Genomic DNA, 19,139 nt, shown 5'->3' with positions numbered 1-19,139 from the left:
TCTATGCGATAACGTGTTAGGTTTTGTAAGAAAGCTCCATGTAGAATTGTGGGTAACTTTTCTTTGCTGATTTTTATGCACATGTGATTAACCGGATCATTACCAGTGTAACCTTCTAGCGAGAAACCAAGCATTTCAAGCTTGCGCTGAATAATAGCAAGATTTACGCGATAGTGATTGTATGGTCGAATTTCTTCTTGGGATCAGGAATTTTTTCGGCTTTCCATTAGACCACTCAACTGTTATATTCAGACGTTTACTGTTATACTTCATTATTGTTATAATACAATAAATTTCATAGTACAGTATAGAACACAGGAGATGATTGGATTGGAATATAAATTTTCTGGTATGGCTCGTACTCAGGGCTCGTCCATCGTTAGGGACATTTTGAAGCTGACACAGGGAACAGAAGTGTTATCCCTGGCAGGTGGTCTTCCGGCCGATGCCTTTTTTCCCATCGAAGCCGTTGCTCAAGCCTATGAGCGGGTATTCCGTCTGGGCGGTACTACCGCGCTTCAATACGGTCTAACCGATGGATATATTCCTCTACGGGAACGCCTTACAACCATAATGGCATCCCAAGGCATCTCCGTCACCAGAGATAACATCATCATGACGACGGGCTCACAGCAGACTATCGATCTGGTTTCACGCGTTCTGCTCGATCCACAGGACATTGTATTGGTGGAATCCCCTACTTATCTAGCGGCCCTTCAGGTGTTCAAGTCCTACGGCGCCAACATTATAAGTGTAAATACAGACTCCAACGGTATGCAATTAGATGATCTTGAAGCCAAGCTCAAGGAATATCAGCCTAAATTCGTGTATGTCATCCCAACTTTCTCCAACCCATCGGGGAGTGTATGGAGCATGGAACGCAGAGTAGGCGTTGTTGAGCTATGCCGTAAATACGGAACTTTGATTTTTGAGGATGATCCTTACGGACGTCTTAAATTTGACGAAAACCTTAACTTCCCTACCCTTTTATCCATTGACCAGCAGCAAGGTGGAGACAGTCATGTCATGTACACCTCTACGTTCTCCAAAACCGTTGCTCCTGGTGTTCGTTCTGGATGGCTGGTTGCTGAGCAAGCGATTGTCAATAAAGTCTCGAAGGCCAAACAATCTGCTGATCTGCACTCCAGCAGTATCGATCAACGTGCTTTAAATGAGCTCTTGGACTTTTTTGATTTGGATGGACATATTCGCACCGTATCCAGCGAATATCACTCTCGTATGCTACGCCTCACAACGCTGATGAAAGAACGTCAATGGGAAGGCATTACGTGGAATGATGCACTTGGCGGCATGTTTATGTGGGTCACTTTACCCGAAGGCTTCCGTTCCGATCGCTTGCTGGAACTGGCCATTCAGGAAGGGGTCGCATTTGTGCCTGGACAAGTATTTTATGCTGATCTGAGCGGCAGCAATCATATGCGGGTTAACTTCACACATACCGATCCTTCACTGCTTCCTGAAGCGGTTAAACGTTTGGATCGGGCATTGAAGATGTATACAGAGGAAAGATTGGAAAAAAGCGTGCGCTGATGAAGGTTTTCAGGCACCCACGCGAGAACGCTGCGCTTCTCCAGATTCAAATGCTCCGCTACGCTGACTACGTGCCTCATCCCTTAACGTTTTTACAGTATGGGGAATGAGTAGATAAAAAAAACAGAATGAAATAGACCTAAACATACACGTACGCTGCTAAAATACGGTATACAAAAAAGGTCAAGCCTGATTCCCAAAGGAATATGGCTTGACCTTTTTTTGTAATTCATTAAATACATTTGGATTCCATGTTTTCATGCAAACAGTCATTTAAAAGGTTAACATCATACATTTTAAGGTGTTGCAGTGTGGAAAGTTTTCCGTAAGCCGGGTTCTGTGCTATTCGTGGTTCAGACGGGAACTACCCTCCCACTACAAGCGACAATCATCTATCTAGGCCGAATATTGCTATCCGGCTCCAGCGACCAACCTAGACACGCCTCGGGCTAAGGCCGCTTCGCGAAGAAGCTGTGTCCCATTAGGTCTTGCTCCAGATGGGGTTTACCAGGAACGAAGTCACCAGCGTTCCTCGGGGTCTCTTACACCTCGGTTCCATCCTTGCCTGTGCCGCAAACGGCCATCGGCGGTCCATTTCTGTGGCACTATCCTTCAACTCGCGCTGACTGGACGTTATCCAGCATCCTGCCCTATGGAGCCCGGACTTTCCTCTCGCGGTTCACACCGCCAGCGATTGTCTGTTAAACTTTCCGAACAACATTACATAGTATACAGGGAACGCACGCTCGACACAACCCTAAAAATATTGTAAATTTGAGAGCTTCCTTTATTTGTTCAAATAAAACGGGTGTACCTTCTTTTGTAACGTATCATCTGCCACAAAATAAGTAGAACGACCCACGTATAACGGAATATCAAGCTTACTAATATCAGGATATGTTTCCTTCCGCAACGAGATGCCATACATGCCCGGTGATGATCCGATATATGTATGCCAGCCAGAGGACATTATATTCTGCACACCGTCATGGCGGGAAGTAACAACAGCCACCATCCCCGGATAGGCATGGATCGCAGGATCAGCAATTAAAGTTCGCATACAACCTCTCCTCTATGAACTAAAAGTTATAAAACACTTCATCTTCTCATAGAAGTTAAGCTTTTACAAAAATTGAAAAGGCTCGGTATTGACCTCAGATACATGTACTTCCGTAGAGTATCGGCCTTCTTCCAACCGTTTGCGCATCCATTCTGCGGTTTTAGGCTTCATAATCTTCTCTGCGTTATGACCAGGGTCAATGATGGCAATGCCAGCCATAAGGGCATCCTGAGCCGTGTGATAGTCGATATCACCCGTTACTAATACGTCAGCCCCTTTAAAAATCGACTTGTTCACATAGCGGCTGCCAGAGCCTCCGAGTACAGCTGCTTTTTTGATTGTACGGTCCAGGTCGCCCACTACACGTACATGCTCAACGTTGAAGCCTTCTTTCACATCATTGACAAACTCGCGTAACGTGCGGGCTTCCTTGAGCTTCCCCACCCGTCCCAGGCCAAATGTGCGGCCCTGCAAATCCATATGGTACAGGTCATAGGCTACCTCTTCATAAGGATGAGCTTTAAGCATCGCCTGAACGACTTTGTTGCGCACACCCTGTGGCACAACCGTCTCTATGCGTACCTCTTCGCTGCGTTCCATTTTACCCGGCTCACCCAAAAACGGCTGTGTGCCTTCACCCGGCACGAATGTTCCATAGCCATCAATGTTAAAGCTGCAATGGCTGTAATTGCCGATATGTCCGGCTCCCGCACCCAGCACAGCGTCCAACACCCGTTGATGATGTGTTTTCGGTACGAAAACGACGAGCTTGAACAATTGCTCCGTGTGGACATCCTCCAGCGTACCTTCACTTTGAATGCCCAAAGCTTCGGCCATCCAGTCATTCATACCGTCCTCTGCCGTATCCAGATTCGTGTGACTGATGTAGACGGCAATATCGTTCTTGATCAGCTTTTCATACAATCTGCCTGCGGGCTGATCCGTATTCAATGCTTTGAGTGGACGGAATATGATAGCATGATGGGCGATAATGAGGTCGGCCTTTACACGGATCGCCTCTTCAACAACCTCATCATTGACATCCAGAGCTACCAGTATGTTTTTGATTTCCTTTTGCAGGCTGCCAAGCTGAAGCCCGATTCTGTCGTCCGGAACTGCCAAATATTTTGGAGCCAGCTGTTCCATATAGCTAATTACCGTTTGTCCTTTGGCAAACATGCAAGTACCTCCTTTAGCTGTTCAATTTGCTTACGTAATTGCTCCTGCTTTTGCTGCGCCGATTCCTGCTCTGACCGCGCCAACTGTGCAAGCACGTTCTGGAGCTTATGAATTTCTAGCTTCCATTTACGGAAAAAGACTTCATTGGGCTCTCTGACCAGCAACGGTCCAAGCTGTTCCAGCCACTCCTGCGTCAATACTAGTGGGCTGCTGGAAAGAGCTAACGGTCGGTATAGCTCGTCCTGCTTCACAAGGCTATCCGACAGGGGTACAGCCGTCAAAACTTCATATATTTTTCCGTCTTCTTCCATAATATACTCGCCTGTCAATACCCATTGATGCTCGATCAGCCATCGGCGCAAAATATCCTCGCCTACGTTTGGTTGTAAAACAAGCCGCTTCACTGAATCCAACTTGTCTTTCCCCTGCTCCAAAATGGAAGCAATTAAGGCACCGCCCATGCCTGCTATCGTAATAACATCAACCTCATCGGCTGTAATTACGGCCAAGCCGTCGCCTTTTCTAACGGTTATGCGATCAGTCAGACCCGCTTCAGCGACCTGCTTTTGAGCCGCACGCAACGGCCCATCATTGACTTCGCCTGCCACAGCTTGGGTTACCAGACCGCTACGTACCGCGGCCACAGGGAGCAGTCCGTGGTCAGAGCCAATATCCGCTAATCTACTCCCGGCAGGAATTTGTTCCATAATATATTGTAATCGTTGAGAAAGCTTCATGACGTCACCCACGTAATCCATTTTTTTCGAGTCCAAAATAAAATTCCTACAACAATAGCCAACTTCAATAAGCCGTACAATACAACATCACCCGATGCTTGATGACGCAGCACGATCATGTCTGCTTCAGGCATGAAAACCAATGTCATTCCGATAGCAAAATAGACCGAAGCCAGACGTGAAAAGCGGCGATGCACCCACCAGCTTAACCATACCAGCAATGCTGCATGCAAAAACCAAAATCCCTCCAGCATCACGTGAGAAGCCGCAGACCAGTAACGCCCTATAAGAACTGCATATACCAAAAGCAGTGCAATAAAGCCACAATAGTGAAGCAAGATGATACGCAAGGTTAAGCCCACAAGGCACCATACCAGCCCGCACAGACCGACAAGAACCAGAAACCAAAACTTAGGTTCACCCTGATGAAGCTGAATAATCCATACCCCTGAACCCAGCAAAATCACACTGCCCAAGATACTCAGCATAGCGCTCATGCTCTTTTCTGAAGAACGCCAAACTGCAGCTACTCCATAGCAGATCCCGGTTACTGCACATGCCGAGAATATTTGCATTGGCAACGGAAAAGCGGTAAAATAAAAACCGATCAAACAAATGCAGGAAATAATGACAAAACCAAGAAGCCAGGCGATTCCATGCCCGTTTCTAAGATATGTAAGTAGCCCGGTGCTACTGTGGCTTTGGCTCTGTGACGGATTTTCGTCCTCTCGATAGAGATTAGACAAAAAATCGCAATATTGCTCAGGGAGCAGCCGACTTCGCCGCCAATGCTCAATTTCATGTAACAGTATTGCCCGTTTTTTCTCTTGGTCCAAGCTTTTCCCCTCCACCAAGGCTGCCATGGGATAAAAAAAGACCCTCTGCGCGCTCCAAGCCGCAGAAGGTCCGCAATGTTACGCTTCTATTCGAGGAAATCCTTCAGTCGCTTACTGCGGCTTGGATGGCGCAGCTTGCGCAGCGCTTTAGCCTCAATCTGACGAATACGTTCGCGTGTAACACCGAACACTTTACCCACTTCCTCAAGGGTTCTGGTTCTACCGTCGTCCAAACCAAAACGGAGACGCAAGACGTTCTCTTCCCGTTCGGTCAACGTATCCAGTACATCCTCAAGCTGTTCCTTCAGAAGTTCATAGGCAGCCGCATCCGCAGGCGCCAGCGCTTCCTGATCCTCAATGAAATCCCCCAAATGTGAATCATCTTCTTCACCAATTGGCGTCTCCAATGAAACCGGTTCTTGGGCAATTTTCATAATCTCCCGAACTTTCTCCACACTCAGCTCCATCTCTGCAGCTACTTCTTCCGGCGTAGGTTCACGCCCCAGCTCTTGCAACAGTTGACGCGATACGCGAATCAACTTGTTGATCGTTTCCACCATATGCACGGGAATACGAATCGTTCTCGCCTGATCGGCTATGGCACGCGTAATGGCCTGACGAATCCACCAGGTCGCATACGTACTGAATTTAAATCCTTTTTCGTAATCAAATTTTTCTACTGCCTTAATCAGACCCATGTTACCTTCCTGAATCAGATCCAGGAAAAGCATTCCACGGCCAACATAACGCTTGGCAATACTTACAACCAGACGCAAATTCGCCTCTGCAAGTCGACGTTTGGCTTCTTCATCACCGTTGTTGATCCGTTTCGCCAGTTCCACCTCATCATCAGCGGAAAGAAGCGGTACACGGCCGATTTCCTTCAGGTACATCCGGACCGGATCATTGATTTTAATACCGGGAGGCAGGCTCAGATCGTCATCGTAGTTAAAGTCATCCCCGTCGTTGTTTTCCGGGTCGTCGTTTGGACGCAATCTGGTAACTTCTTCGTCGTTGTCATTTACTACCTCAATCCCCAAGTCACCCAGTTGCTCATAAAACTCATCCATTTGCTCGGGGTCCTGATCAAACGACGATAGTTTTTCCATGATATCTTTGTAGTTCAGAGAGGAACTTTTTTTACCCAACTCAATCAATTGATCTTTAACCTGATCCAGTGTCAGTTCCGTCTCCAGTTCAGTATGCTGATCATTCGCCATCTTTCGACTCCCTCCTCCCTAGAAACATCCGACCTCTGTGTGTTCATTGTCTCTCTAGGGCTATAATCTCAATTACAATTTGTGCTGCGCGCAAAGCATCACCAGAACGCTCCGCGGCTCTCATTTCTTCTCTCTTCAAATCCAGTTGCTTCTGCAATGGAAATTTGCACACCTGCTGAATACAATCGTCCAATACGTGTGGCGATACATCTGGAGCATCCATCATCATAATCGAGCTTACGGTTTTCTCCAGACGGTCGTCTTGAAGAGAAGAAATAAATCGGCTCGTATCCGGTAATTTACCTTGTGCATAATAGGCGTATAGATAAGCAGCAATTGCTGCATGATCCTCAATATTAAAGGCATCCCCCAGATGCTTCTCCACATATTGTGCAGTTTCTGCATCCTGCATCATCCAGTGGAGTAATCTACGTTCCGCCACATGATAAGCTGGCATGACATTTGGTTTTGCAATCTGCCCGTTTTTATGCCTACCATTATTCCACCGATTTTCGTTATTATCCCCAAAGTCCTGTTTTTTTTGCAGGGACTGTCGGAGTAAATTGCATTCTTGCTTTAAGGTTTCAAAATCCACCTTGACTTCGGCTGATACTTCGCGCAAATACACTTCCCGCTCGGTCGGGGATGACAGAGGTGCAATGACATTTAATGCTTCGCGGGAATACGCGATTCTTCCTTCTTCCTCTTGCAGTATATGGTTTTTTTTCAGATATATAAGCTTAAATTTCACCGTTGAAACGGCACTTTCGATAATTTGGCGCTGAAACCTTTCCCCGCCGTATTGCCGGATAAAATCATCCGGGTCCATACCGTCGCTGACCAGCGCTACCTTAACGTGAAGCCCCGCATTTTCCAGCAACGGAAAATTTTTGAGCGCAGCAGCTTGTCCTGCTCGGTCACCATCATAGCAAATAATGACCTCGTCGCACAGTCCCTTTAACATCGTGGCATGATGCTCCGTCAAAGCTGTACCCATAGCGGCCACCCCGTTCTGTACACCTGCTTCCCAAGCCGAGATGACATCACCGTATCCTTCAAAAAGAACACTCTGGCGAAGCTTGCGAATCGAATTCTTGGCATGGTGGAGATTGTACAGGGTCCGGCTCTTGTTGAACAGCTTGGTTTCGGGTGAATTCAAATACTTGGGCTGTCCTTCACCCAGTATACGGCCCGCAAAGGCAATTACTTTGCCATTTCGATTCCAAATGGGAAACATAATGCGATCCCTGAACCGATCCACATACCCATCCCCCTCATGTCGGGGAGAAATAAGCCCGCCCTTTTCCATCTCAACAGGATCGAAAGAACGCTTCTCCAGAAACTGGACGATCGTATCCCATCGGTTAGGGGCATAGCCAATTTGAAATTGATCAATGATCTTGTCAGTAAATCCCCGCGACCGCAAATACTCCATAGCCGGTTTGCCATGCTCCGTATTTTTAAGGAGAAAATGGTACATCTTAGATGTTAGCTCGTACGCCTGCAACAACCTGTCCAACTCAGGATGCTGATGCGTTGACTCACGTCCCTGCCATTCGCCGAGAGGGATATGACTTTCTTCCGCCATTGTTCTGACAGCTTCGGGAAAGGATAGTCCTTCGATTTCCATCATAAATTTGATGGCATTGCCTCCCGCGCCGCAGCCGTAGCAGTAAAAAATCTGACGATCCGGTGTCACGGTGAAGGAAGGAGTTTTTTCGGAATGAAAAGGACAGAGCCCTTTCATATACTTCCCCTGCTTGGTCAAATGCACGTACTTGCTTACCGTATCTACGATATCATGATGCTGTAAAACCGACTCAATGATATCGTCCGGTATGTTGCCTTGTCCAGCACTCATGTTAACCACCTTCATCTCTTTAGCACGTAAATATAATTCGATACCGTTATTCATTCTCCTGCAAGCAGAGTAAAAGTTTTGTCAGTTTATGTTGAAAAACTTCACGATCCTCTGATGTAAACGGTTTAGGACCTTTTCCATAACGTCCTTTTTTCCTTTCCTTGGCAGAAGTGTGACGGCGGTCGAGCATAAAATCAATCGAATCGTTTCGATACATCGCTCCGCGAAATGACATAACCTCACAGCCTTTAGCCAAAGCAAGTGCCGCAAGACCGTAATCGTTGGTGGTTACAATGTCTCCCCGACGGATATGATTAGCAATATAGAGATCAGCGCTTTGGTCGCTACGGTCCACTTTTACGATGGTCACGCCTCCGCTGCCCTGGATAAGATGATCATACGAAGATACCATAATAACCTGAACTTGAAAACGGGAAGCTGTATCCGCAATTTCGCTTTTGACAGGACAAGCGTCTCCATCGACAACGATCCGCACATCCGATAAACCCCCGGATATTCCCACAAGCATACCCCATCTCCATCCGGATTCGAGTAAAATACGGAACGGTTGCAAGATCGCTCTTACACCGTTCCGTATATTTATACCCATTTTTTCAAGTTGTTCATACTATTACAGCTACGATTAGCCCACGAGTTTGGAAAAATCAGCAAAACGCTTCAGCTCTGTATCAATGGCGGCCAGCAATGCCAGACGATTATTACGAATCGCATCATCCTCAGCCATAACCATTACGGAATCAAAGAACGCTGTGATCGCAGGAGTAATGGACGAGGCAAGTTCTAAAGCTCGCGTGGCATCGCCTTCCTGCAATGCTGTAAGATAAGATTCATAAACGCCGTACCATGCTTCATAGAGCGCTTTTTCACCCTGTTCCGTAAATTCACCCGTATTAACTGACGCATGAACAGCTTTTGCAGCCAAATTGCCTACACGGTTAAACGACTCTACCGTTGCTTTAAAGACATCTCCTGTTTGTACCGCATTCATCAGAGCAGCTCCACGATTAACGACAGAAGCAACATCATCAAATCCAGCGGCAAGCACAGCGTCAACGACGTCATAACGAAGCGTCTCGGACAACAGCTTTTTCACCCGCAAACCGAAGAATTCATGTAACTCTTTACGAATTTCATCGGCAGAACGTTTCATATTTCCAAGGTTGTCGTGTACGTCAAGTGCAATATTGAACACATCAGACAAAGTTGCTGAAAGATTACGGTCCAATAAAATTTGCACAATACCTGCGGCCTGGCGACGAAGCGCATAAGGGTCCTGTGAGCCTGTCGGAATAATACCGATGGAGAAGCAGCCGGTAATCGTGTCAATTTTGTCAGCGATGCTGACAATAGCCCCTGCGTTCGTGGAAGGAACCGTTTCTCCGGCAAAACGCGGTTGATAATGCTCAAACACCGCTCTCGCCACTTCTTCCTTCTCTCCAGCCTTACGGGCATAGTCTTCACCCATAACCCCTTGCAGCTCCGGAAACTCATACACCATTTGCGTTACCAGGTCGAATTTACAAATATCCGCCGCCCGGCTAACCGACTCCTGTGTATCCGGGGAAACCCGCAGCTTCTCAGCTAAAGCATCGGCAATGCGGCGAATTCGGCGTACCTTGTCTCCAACTGTACCCAATTCCTCATGAAAAACGATGCTTTCCAGCTTGGAGAGCGCATCCTTGATTTCCAGTCTCTGATCTTCCTCATAAAAGAATTTGGCATCAGATAGCCGTGCGCGCAATACTTTTTCGTTCCCTTTGGCGATCACATCCAGTGATTGACTTCCTCCGTTACGTACCGTAACAAAGTATGGCAACAGCTCTCCCTCATGATCCAGAACCGGGAAATAGCGTTGATGCTCACGCATGGAAGTAATCAGCACATCCTTGGGAATGTTCAGGAACGAAGGATCAAAACCTCCGAACAGCACCGTCGGCGTTTCAACCAGATACAGCACTTCCTCCAGCAGATCATCCTTAACCGCGATCGTCCAGTCTTTTTCGGCAGCCAACGCTTCAATCTGCTTCACAATGATGGACTGACGTTCCGCAATATCTACGATAACATGCTGTTTGCGAAGCGCCTCAACATAGTCTGCCGGACTTTCAACAAAAGTATCCTGTCCGAGAAAACGATGTCCTCTTGTGACATTTCCAGATTGAACCCCGGCAATTTCCAGGTTAACAATATCGTTGCCAAACAAGGCGATCAACCAACGGATTGGACGAACAAACTTAAAGTCATAGCTGGCCCAACGCATAAATTTAGGAAAGGTCATAGCATGTAAAATATGCAACAGGCCTTCGGACAGCACTTCCGCTGTCGGTACGCCTATACTGCTCTTGGTTGCGTAAATATACTCTACGCCTCCAAGCTCCTTGAACGTAAATTGCTCAGGATCAACACCTTGGCTACGGGCAAAGCCGAGAGCAGCCTTGCTCCAATTGCCGGCTTCGTCAATTGCGATTTTGCGGGAAGGACCCTTCACTTCTTCGTTAATATCCTCCTGCTTTTCGGCTACTTCCTTAACCAGCACCGCCAGACGACGAGGAGTAGCATAAGCTTCTACATCACCATGAGCAATACGTGAGCTGTCCAGCCATGCCGTCATACGCTCCTTTAACTGCTGAATCGCAGCAGGAATAAAACGGGCGGGCACTTCTTCCAAACCGATTTCAAACAGCAAATCCTTAGACATGTGCCGCACCTCCTTTCTTCAACAACGGGAAGCCCAGCTTCTCGCGTTCCTCCAGATAAGTTGCAGCCACCTGACGGGCCAAATTCCGTACACGCATAATAAATCCGGTTCGTTCCGTTACACTGATTGCACCACGGGCATCCAGCAAGTTGAACGCATGAGAGCATTTCAATACATAATCGTAGGCCGGAAATACAAGATGCTGCGCCATGGCTTTATTCGCTTCTTCTTCATACATATTAAACAGGGTGAAAAGCATTTTGACATCAGATACTTCAAACGTATATTTAGAATGCTCAAATTCAGGCTGGTGGAAAACATCACCATACGTGATGCCATTAACCCACTCGAGATCGAATACGTTCTCCTTGTCCTGAATGTAGGACGCAAGACGCTCCATACCATACGTAATTTCAACCGCAACAGGACTGGCATCGATACCTCCCACTTGCTGAAAATACGTGAATTGGGTAATTTCCATACCGTCCAGCCATACTTCCCAACCTAATCCCCATGCTCCCAGCGTTGGCGCTTCCCAGTTGTCTTCAACAAAGCGAATATCATGTTCCAGAGGATTAATACCAAGGCGGCTCAGGCTCTCCAGATACAATTCCTGAATGTTATCAGGCGATGGCTTCAAAACAACCTGAAACTGGTGATGCTGATACAGACGGTTCGGGTTCTCCCCATAACGACCATCTGCGGGACGGCGGGATGGCTCAACATAAGCTACGTTCCACGGCTCAGGTCCAATCGAACGTAAATACGTCATCGGGTTCATTGTGCCTGCCCCTTTTTCCGTGTCATACGGCTGTACAATAATACAGTTGTGCTCGGCCCAAAATTGTTGCAGTGTCAAAATCATCTGCTGAAAATTCATGGTACACCCTTCCCTTCCAAATTACCTCAAATGGTGGTGATCCTTCCTTATAAAGCTTCTATGTACAGGGCTGCCAACTTCCAACAAGCCTCGCCAGAGACAGCAAAAAGCCCCCGCCTCTACGCCTGTACAGACGTAGGGACGAGAGCTGACTCCCGCGGTTCCACCCTACTTGATTACAGTCCTCCATCACCAGCCAGACCGTAATCCTCTTTTCCGTGTCCAATCAGATGCTCCCGAGTGCCTTGTTCACGAAGATTTCCCGCCAGGCTCACACCATCCCCGACTCGCTTACTCTAGAAAATAAACTCCGCTACTTTCTCGTTCAATGCCTCTGCTCCCAAAGGAGATATATAGTAGGATATTACACGTTTTCAGCAATACAGTCAAGAGAGCAAGTGCTTTCACATATCATACTTGTCGAGCTGATCCAGAAAATTACGGGATTTCAGCTTAACCTCCAGCTGCATGTCCATGAACTGGCGCATGACATGTTTGATTTCCAGCTTGGTTGAGTCCTTCACGTCAATGTTGCCGAGTCGGTTTAGATCCATTCTTGCGAACAAACGTAACAGCTTCAACGTACGCGGTGTGACACTCAATGCAGCAGGATCAAAATGCTTGTAACTTCGACACAAGACCCCGCCCAGCCTCGGACTGATAAACATATCTTCATCAGCACACTGCTGTCCGCTGGAAATACAGGCATCAAGCTGGGGAGCATATCCGGCCGCCTGTAATATTTTAAATTCATAAATGCTCATGACGATCACCGGATCTTTTCCGCTCTCCAACGCTTCCAGACATGCTTTAAGCTGCTTGAACCAAAAGGTGCCCGTTTCCTCATCATGTAGTACCCGGTCAAGCAACTCACAGGCATATGAGGCGTAAGCGGCCTTGGTAATATCCTCGCGCAGTGTATGGTGGGATTGGATAATTTCACCGGCATTCAACGTGCCTAAGCCGGTATTTCGAAAAAATACAAATTCACCATACGTAAACGGCTGCGTTAAAGCGGCATGACGGCTTTTGGGCTTCTTTGCTCCTCTGACCAGCACGCCTGCCTTACCGCCGCTTTCGGTGCAAAGCGTAATAATTTTGTTCCCCTCACCGTAATCCATGCTGCGGATGACGATTCCTTCCACCCTGTAAAGCATGCCTCTTCCCCCAAACATTCGCGAAGAAGCCAGTGGCTTGCACTATTCACGGGCTTCTTCATGCTCGTCCGACTCTCCTTCATCCGCGTCTTGTTCCCATGTCACGGCGCTCTCCCTGTATAACAGATACGCACCGACATCCCCAGTCATCGCAAAATACTTCCACGAAAAATCTCGCAATCGTATTCATCCTTTCTTCGGAAATGACGTTTGCATCTCAAAATTAGGATGATGCGAAGAGAGGTGAAGTATGCGATGAAATAAATGGATTGCGTTAAAAAAGGCTGCTGTATGCGGGGCGGGGTGCCGCTCCGCGAATGATTTGATCTTTCGATCGCTGTTACCCCTGAATTTATTTTATCAAATATGAAAAGGGTTAAATTCAGGGATAAAGGCGAACGCTGGCGCTTCTTCAGATTCAAATCCTTCGCTCCGCTACAGCGTGCATACAGTTACACAACCTTTTTTAAAGCATTCATTTTTTCAGTGCTGGAAATGAGGGTAAGGGTAGGGCAAGAGTTAAGCGCCGCAAAGGCGCGGCGCTTGAATTACCAAAGACACTTTACTTTCTGCCTGTGGTAGTGAATAGACAGTCGGGACGGCTTTTTTATGGTGTCTAAAAGACTAAACGTATTTGGTTTCAAACTTATTAAAACTTAATTTTAAGATCCCTTAGGGAACTAAAGTGTGAATATAACATGTTTTTTAAGCATCTCGGTGGAAGCCGAGGTCACGCAGTACACGATCCTGGTTACGCCAGTCTTTTTTGACCTTTACCCACAGCTCCAGGAAAATTTTGGAACCCAGCAGGTTTTGGATATCTATACGTGCCTGTTTGCCCACTTCCTTGAGCATGGCCCCCTGCTTACCGATAATGATACCCTTCTGAGAATCCCGTTCCACAAAAATGACTGCCATAATATGCACTACACCATTATCCTGCACTTTCATGTCTTCAATCATAACTGCAATAGAATGTGGTACTTCCTCACGCGTCATATGCAAAATCTTTTCCCGTACCAGCTCGGCAATAACGAACTGCTCAGGATGGTCGGTAATTTGGTCATCCGGGTAATATTGTGGACCTTCAGGCAAGTATTTCTGTACCTGCTCCAGCAGACGGTTCACATTGTTGCCCATTTTAGCCGAGATCGGCACGATTTCCGCAAAGTCGTACAGCTTGCGGTATTGCTCAATCAGGGGCAGCAACGCTTCGGGCTCAATACGGTCAATTTTATTCAAAACCAGAATAACTGGCGTTTTTACCTGTTTTAGCTGTTCGGCAATAAAACGATCGCCTCCGCCTAATCCTTCAGAGGCATCAATAAGAAAAAGTACAGCCTCTACTTCGCCCAACGTATTAAAGGCTGTCTGATTCATGTAGTCGCCCAGTTTAGACTGGCGCTTATGAATGCCCGGTGTGTCCAAAAATACAATTTGCGTGTCCTCTGTAGTGAATACCCCATGTATTTTGTTACGTGTGGTTTGGGGCTTGTCTGACATGATGGCGATTTTCTGGCCGATGACATGGTTCATCAGAGTTGATTTTCCTACATTGGGTCTGCCGACAATCGCAACAAAGCCTGATTTAAAGTGTTTCTTAGCCATTTCGTTTCCTCCAGCACTATTAAGCGCCTATTTTTTTGGTTTTTGGGTTAGATCTTTTCTATGGTATATGATTACAAAAATGTGTTTTCCCATTAAAAAAGCTGACTAATCAAGGTCAACAACGGCCTGTAAAACACAAATATACCAATAATTACAGCAAAAACCGCTGCCAGGAGCACGGCTCCGGCGGCGGTGTCTTTAGCCGCTTTGGCCAGCGGATGGATATCAGGCGAGATTAAATCTATCGCCGCTTCAACAGCGGTATTGATCAGCTCGGCTACAATCACCATGGCAATAGCCACAGAAACAAATAACCAATCGAGCCGGGAGATACGCAGGCTTAAGCCTGCTGCGATGACAAGAAACGCCATGACCACATGTATCCGCATATTTATTTGCGTGCGCAGAGCATACATCACGCCTTCAGCGGCATAACGAAAGGTCATTCTCCAAGGCTGACGTCTCATTACCGTGTCAACCCCACTTGAGCCAGTACCGCCTCTTGCTTGCCCATCATTTCAGCTTCACTGGCTTCATCCTGATGATCATAGCCCAGCAAATGCAGAAAGCCGTGAACAAACAAAAATCCGATTTCACGCTCAATGGAATGACCGTACTCCTCACTTTGAGCCTGAGCTGTCTGTACGGAAATAATAATATCCCCCAGCACATCCGGCACATCGTCCAGCGGTCCTTCGTCATCCAGCTCATAGATGATTTCAAGCTCTTCATCCAGTGTTTCCTTCATGGCAAATGACAGCACATCGGTTGGACGATCGATTCCACGATAATCCCTGTTCAGTTCATGGATTTGCTCGTCATTCACGAAAGTGAGGGCAACCTCACCGTCCGTCACCCCTTCCACCTTGCCTGCTTCCTCCAATAGAGTGTTCAGCAAACCAATCAAGGATTCATGGATTACCATATCGTTTTGTTCATTATTCCAAGCTAATTGAAGGCTCATGCCAACCGCTCCTTTTAATTCTAATGCTCCAGCCGCACTTCATGCACAAGCCTATTATGCTTTCCCGTTCTCAGGCTTTGGTCTTTCTTCGGGATATTCAATCCGGGAATGGAAAGTTCCCATCACGGTTTCTTTAAGAGTTTGAGCCACAATATCAAGCTCCCGCATCGTTAGCTCACAATCGTTGAACTGGTGATCATCCAGACGACTTTTGATAATTTTTTCAATCATCGACTCCACCTGATCCACCGTCGGCTTCCGCAGGGAACGAACTGCTGCTTCCACACTATCGGCAATCCCGACTACAGCAGCCTCCTTGGACTGGGCTTTTGGCCCAGGATAGCGAAAATCATCCTCGGTAAAATCCGGCTCTACGCCCTGCTCTTCCGCCTCACGTAGCGCCTTGTGATAAAAATAGTGCAAAAATGTCGTTCCGTGATGCTGCTCGGCAATATCACGAATCGGCTTTGGCAGCTTGTAATCCAATTGCATTTCCACACCGTCACGGGCATGGGCAATAATGATGGACTTACTCAGCTTTGGCTCTATTGTATCATGCGGATTGTCCATGCCATTCTGATTTTCAATGAAGTACGAAGGACGCTTTGTTTTACCAATGTCATGATAATACGAACCAACCCTGCACAACAAGCCGTTAGCGCCTATAGCTTCCGCCGCGGCCTCTGACAGATTACCTACCATTACGCTATGGTGATACGTACCCGGTGTCTCTGTAAGCAGCTTGCGCAGTAGCGGATGATTCGGGTTAGATAACTCAACCAGTTTCAGCGCTGACAAAATGCCAAAGGAAGACTCAAAAAATGGCATAAGCCCAATCACAAGTATCGCTGTAATTAAACCGCCCGCAAAAGCAAAAGCTACCGCATAGAGCGTCGTTGTTTGAGTCCAGTTGCTCTGGTCGATCAGCGCCAGAGTAAAGACGGACATAGAGCCGAACAGGCATACCATAATCGCTCCCTTGAACAGCGTGGAACGCTGACTGGCTCGATGCGTTGAGAAAATCGCCGCAAGACAAACTACAAGGGCAAAAAAGCCAAAGTTAAAATCAAAAATTTGTCCTTGCCGGACATTCAAAATGACACTTGCCAATATACTGAATATAACGGCACAAACGAACGCCAGCGACATATCGAGCAACAGCGTTACGAGCATGGCTCCAAGCGCGATAGGCGCAAGATAGCCGAGATAAGACCGTTCACTGTCCTGCAATATGGCGGTTAACATCATTGCGCCCACCGTGATTACAAAAATCAGCACTAGCATGAGCAATTGTGCATTGTTATACTTGAAACGGCGCGTTCGTGATTGGAACTGGCGAATATACATAAACAGACCCAAGGCCAGCATCGCAGACAGCATCAACAGGCCAAATTGCGGCCAATAGTTGATCTTGTCCTTTAGCAGCTCGTTCTCATCCAGTAAGGTATAAATTTCCTGGGTAATAATCTCGCCTTTCTTGACGAGCACTTCACCCTGTTTGATATAGACTGTTGGTGTATCTTCACGAGCCTGTACCCTGGCATCCTTCGTAGCTGTATCATCATAAAACTTGTTGGCCGTAATCACAAGCCTTGCAAGCTCCTGAACAACTTCACGGGAGGTGCGCTTGGTAAGCGTACTCGTACTGACCCGCTCGGCCACCTTGGCCCGAGCTGTTTGTGCATCCGTAATCTGATCGTTCATCAATCCGGTCACGATTTCACGCGCTACTGGCCGCATCTCGGCAACATCCTCGGACGTGAGACGCGGAATTTTGATAAAGGTTTCCTCCGGAATCCGATAGGTTTGCTCTTTTGTTTTTTGCAGTACTTCATCCAACAGCTTTTCCGGGTAAGCATCCGCGTTACGGCTATTGTTCACAAAATTTTGCACAAATTCCCGCGCACGCTGAGGAATTTCATCCTTGTAAATGGAAATTTTATCGGATCTGGAAACCTGATCGTCCTGATTGAGCCGTTCAATTCGGTCCAGAATACCCGTAATCAGGTTATCGTTGCGAATCGGTACAATCGTATACATGGGCTGTACCCGTTCAGCAGACTCTTCCTGAGCCTTTAACGTCGCTTTGCTATTGGGGAGCTGCATGGGAGCCACAATTTCCTTTTCACTCGGCTGGTTTACCCGAATGTCATAGCGCTCGGGAAGCAGCTTGGACGCAAAACCTACGTAAAAAAGAACCACTAAAAATAAAAACAGAAGATAGCGTGTCGCCACGCTATACTTCCATCCACTCATTCTATGCTGGAACGTTTTGCCCTTAGACAATTCCTTCGAGGTCATCTAAAACAATCCCTCTCCATCATCTTTTTCAAGACAGCTACGCTGCTTATTTTCATACTTCTGATAGCTCCACATTCGTGATATGAAGGCTTATCCCTGATTTTCGGCAACCTGGTCGTAAGCCACGATGATTTTCTGAACCAGAGAATGACGGACAACATCCTCTTGTGCAAAATGTACGAAGCCTATTTCCTCAATTCCCTGCAAAATCGTATTCGCTTCAATCAGACCGGATTTTTTGCCACGAGGCAAATCAATTTGCGTAACATCACCGGTGATGACCATTTTGGAGCCAAAGCCCAGTCGGGTCAAAAACATTTTCATTTGCTCCGGCGTGGTGTTTTGCGCTTCATCCAAAATAATGAACGAATCGTCCAGCGTCCGTCCCCGCATGTAGGCCAGCGGCGCAATTTCAATCAACCCGCGCTCCAGTGCCTTTGCTGTCTGCTCCGGTCCCATAACATCGTACAACGCGTCATACAACGGGCGCAGATACGGATCAACCTTTTCCTGCAAATCCCCTGGCAAAAAGCCCAGATTCTCGCCTGCTTCCACCGCAGGACGGGTCAATACAATTCGCTTGACCGAGCCTTCCTTCAGGGCAGCTACCGCCAGGACCACAGCCAAATACGTTTTACCTGTACCCGCCGGGCCAATTCCAAATACGATATCACGTTTTTTTATCGTGGTTACATAGTGCTTTTGTCCAATCGTTTTGACACGAATCGGCTTGCCACGGAAGGTGGTCGTGATTTCTCCCTTGAACAGATCGAGCAATTGATCGGCACGTAAATCTTTTGCCAATTCAATCGCATAATGGACGTCTCTTTCGGTCAGGATATATCCATTACGAATTAACTGGAGCAGTACATCGAACAATTGTTCGAGCACTTCCACCTCATGGGCGTTACCAAAAATATTGATTTCCGCCTCACGGGAATCCATTTTTGCGGGAACAGCCGCTTCAATCAATTTTAAAAAGGAATCCTGCGGGCCGAACAGCGCCTGTCCTTCTCCCGCATTGTTCAATGCAATTTGTATGCTGCGTTGTTGTTCTGCCAAATAG

At 47.2% G+C, this 19,139-nt stretch carries 17 protein-coding genes and 1 other RNA gene; 1 reads left to right on the top strand and 17 read right to left on the bottom strand.

From position 1 onward, the window contains the following. The first annotated feature begins 330 nt into the window (after nt 1-330). Nucleotides 331-1,551, top strand: coding sequence for a PLP-dependent aminotransferase family protein (locus ACQ4MX_RS24595; protein ID WP_431087809.1), 1,221 nt, complete (start codon nt 331-333; stop codon nt 1,549-1,551). A 311-nt stretch (nt 1,552-1,862) separates the two neighbouring features. On the opposite strand, the gene rnpB is transcribed toward ACQ4MX_RS24595, so the two are convergent. The 17 genes from rnpB to ACQ4MX_RS24510 form a co-directional block, all read right to left on the bottom strand. Next, an RNA gene (gene rnpB, locus ACQ4MX_RS24590) (RNase P RNA component class A) lies at nt 1,863-2,261 on the bottom strand. A gap of 77 nt (nt 2,262-2,338) precedes the next feature. Further along, nucleotides 2,339-2,611 (bottom strand): hypothetical protein, encoded by a 273-nt coding sequence (locus ACQ4MX_RS24585; RefSeq protein ID WP_431087808.1) that lies wholly within the window; start codon nt 2,609-2,611, stop codon nt 2,339-2,341. 63 nt (nt 2,612-2,674) lie between these two features. Next, entirely contained in the window at nt 2,675-3,790 is a 1,116-nt protein-coding gene (locus ACQ4MX_RS24580) for a Nif3-like dinuclear metal center hexameric protein (protein ID WP_044645073.1), read from the bottom strand. Beyond that, nucleotides 3,766-4,527 carry a tRNA (adenine(22)-N(1))-methyltransferase gene (locus ACQ4MX_RS24575; RefSeq protein ID WP_431087807.1) on the bottom strand — a complete coding sequence of 254 codons (762 nt, stop codon included), beginning with the start codon at nt 4,525-4,527 and terminating at the stop codon, nt 3,766-3,768. The genes ACQ4MX_RS24580 and ACQ4MX_RS24575 overlap by 25 nt, the downstream gene beginning before the upstream one ends. Then, nucleotides 4,524-5,363, bottom strand: a complete 840-nt coding sequence (locus ACQ4MX_RS24570; RefSeq protein WP_431087806.1) for a hypothetical protein — start codon at nt 5,361-5,363, stop codon at nt 4,524-4,526. The genes ACQ4MX_RS24575 and ACQ4MX_RS24570 overlap by 4 nt, the downstream gene beginning before the upstream one ends. An 86-nt stretch (nt 5,364-5,449) precedes the next feature. Beyond that, nucleotides 5,450-6,583 (bottom strand): RNA polymerase sigma factor RpoD, encoded by a 1,134-nt coding sequence (gene rpoD / locus ACQ4MX_RS24565; protein ID WP_025683256.1) that lies wholly within the window; start codon nt 6,581-6,583, stop codon nt 5,450-5,452. A 43-nt stretch (nt 6,584-6,626) separates the two neighbouring features. Further along, nucleotides 6,627-8,498 (bottom strand): DNA primase, encoded by a 1,872-nt coding sequence (gene dnaG, locus ACQ4MX_RS24560; RefSeq protein ID WP_025683257.1) that lies wholly within the window; start codon nt 8,496-8,498, stop codon nt 6,627-6,629. Continuing rightward, entirely contained in the window at nt 8,491-8,973 is a 483-nt protein-coding gene (locus tag ACQ4MX_RS24555) for a YaiI/YqxD family protein (protein ID WP_149093292.1), read from the bottom strand. The genes dnaG and ACQ4MX_RS24555 overlap by 8 nt, the downstream gene beginning before the upstream one ends. 114 nt (nt 8,974-9,087) lie before the next feature. Next, the gene (glyS, locus tag ACQ4MX_RS24550) at nt 9,088-11,163 is read right to left on the bottom strand and encodes a glycine--tRNA ligase subunit beta (RefSeq protein WP_431087805.1); all 2,076 of its coding nucleotides are present in this window, start codon (nt 11,161-11,163) and stop codon (nt 9,088-9,090) included. After that, nucleotides 11,156-12,043, bottom strand: a complete 888-nt coding sequence (gene glyQ / locus ACQ4MX_RS24545; protein ID WP_014282485.1) for a glycine--tRNA ligase subunit alpha — start codon at nt 12,041-12,043, stop codon at nt 11,156-11,158. Before glyQ ends, glyS begins: the two co-directional genes overlap by 8 nt. 404 nt (nt 12,044-12,447) lie before the next feature. Next, complete coding sequence (gene recO / locus ACQ4MX_RS24540) at nt 12,448-13,200, bottom strand: DNA repair protein RecO (protein ID WP_134913449.1); 753 nt, start codon at nt 13,198-13,200, stop codon at nt 12,448-12,450. A 42-nt stretch (nt 13,201-13,242) separates the two neighbouring features. Beyond that, nucleotides 13,243-13,380 (bottom strand): YqzL family protein, encoded by a 138-nt coding sequence (locus ACQ4MX_RS24535; protein ID WP_134913448.1) that lies wholly within the window; start codon nt 13,378-13,380, stop codon nt 13,243-13,245. A gap of 525 nt (nt 13,381-13,905) precedes the next feature. Further along, on the bottom strand, nt 13,906-14,808 hold the full coding sequence (era, locus tag ACQ4MX_RS24530) for a GTPase Era (protein WP_192511896.1): 903 nt from the start codon (nt 14,806-14,808) through the stop codon (nt 13,906-13,908). A gap of 92 nt (nt 14,809-14,900) precedes the next feature. Next, the gene (locus ACQ4MX_RS24525) at nt 14,901-15,275 is read right to left on the bottom strand and encodes a diacylglycerol kinase family protein (protein WP_134913446.1); all 375 of its coding nucleotides are present in this window, start codon (nt 15,273-15,275) and stop codon (nt 14,901-14,903) included. Then, a complete protein-coding gene (ybeY, locus tag ACQ4MX_RS24520) occupies nt 15,275-15,772 on the bottom strand; it encodes an rRNA maturation RNase YbeY (RefSeq protein ID WP_354452286.1) in 498 nt (165 codons plus the stop codon). The genes ACQ4MX_RS24525 and ybeY overlap by 1 nt, the downstream gene beginning before the upstream one ends. Nucleotides 15,773-15,826: 54 nt before the next feature. Next, complete coding sequence (locus ACQ4MX_RS24515) at nt 15,827-18,073, bottom strand: HD family phosphohydrolase (RefSeq protein ID WP_431087804.1); 2,247 nt, start codon at nt 18,071-18,073, stop codon at nt 15,827-15,829. A 90-nt stretch (nt 18,074-18,163) separates the two neighbouring features. Continuing rightward, nucleotides 18,164-19,135, bottom strand: coding sequence for a PhoH family protein (locus ACQ4MX_RS24510; RefSeq protein ID WP_134913443.1), 972 nt, complete (start codon nt 19,133-19,135; stop codon nt 18,164-18,166). Nucleotides 19,136-19,139: the final 4 nt, after the last annotated feature.

The organism is Paenibacillus sp. 8b26, from assembly GCF_050626875.1.
Lineage (GTDB): Bacteria > Bacillota > Bacilli > Paenibacillales > Paenibacillaceae > Paenibacillus.
The sequence above is the reverse complement of the archived record's forward strand: the minus strand, read 5'-3'. Positions and strand labels throughout refer to the sequence as shown.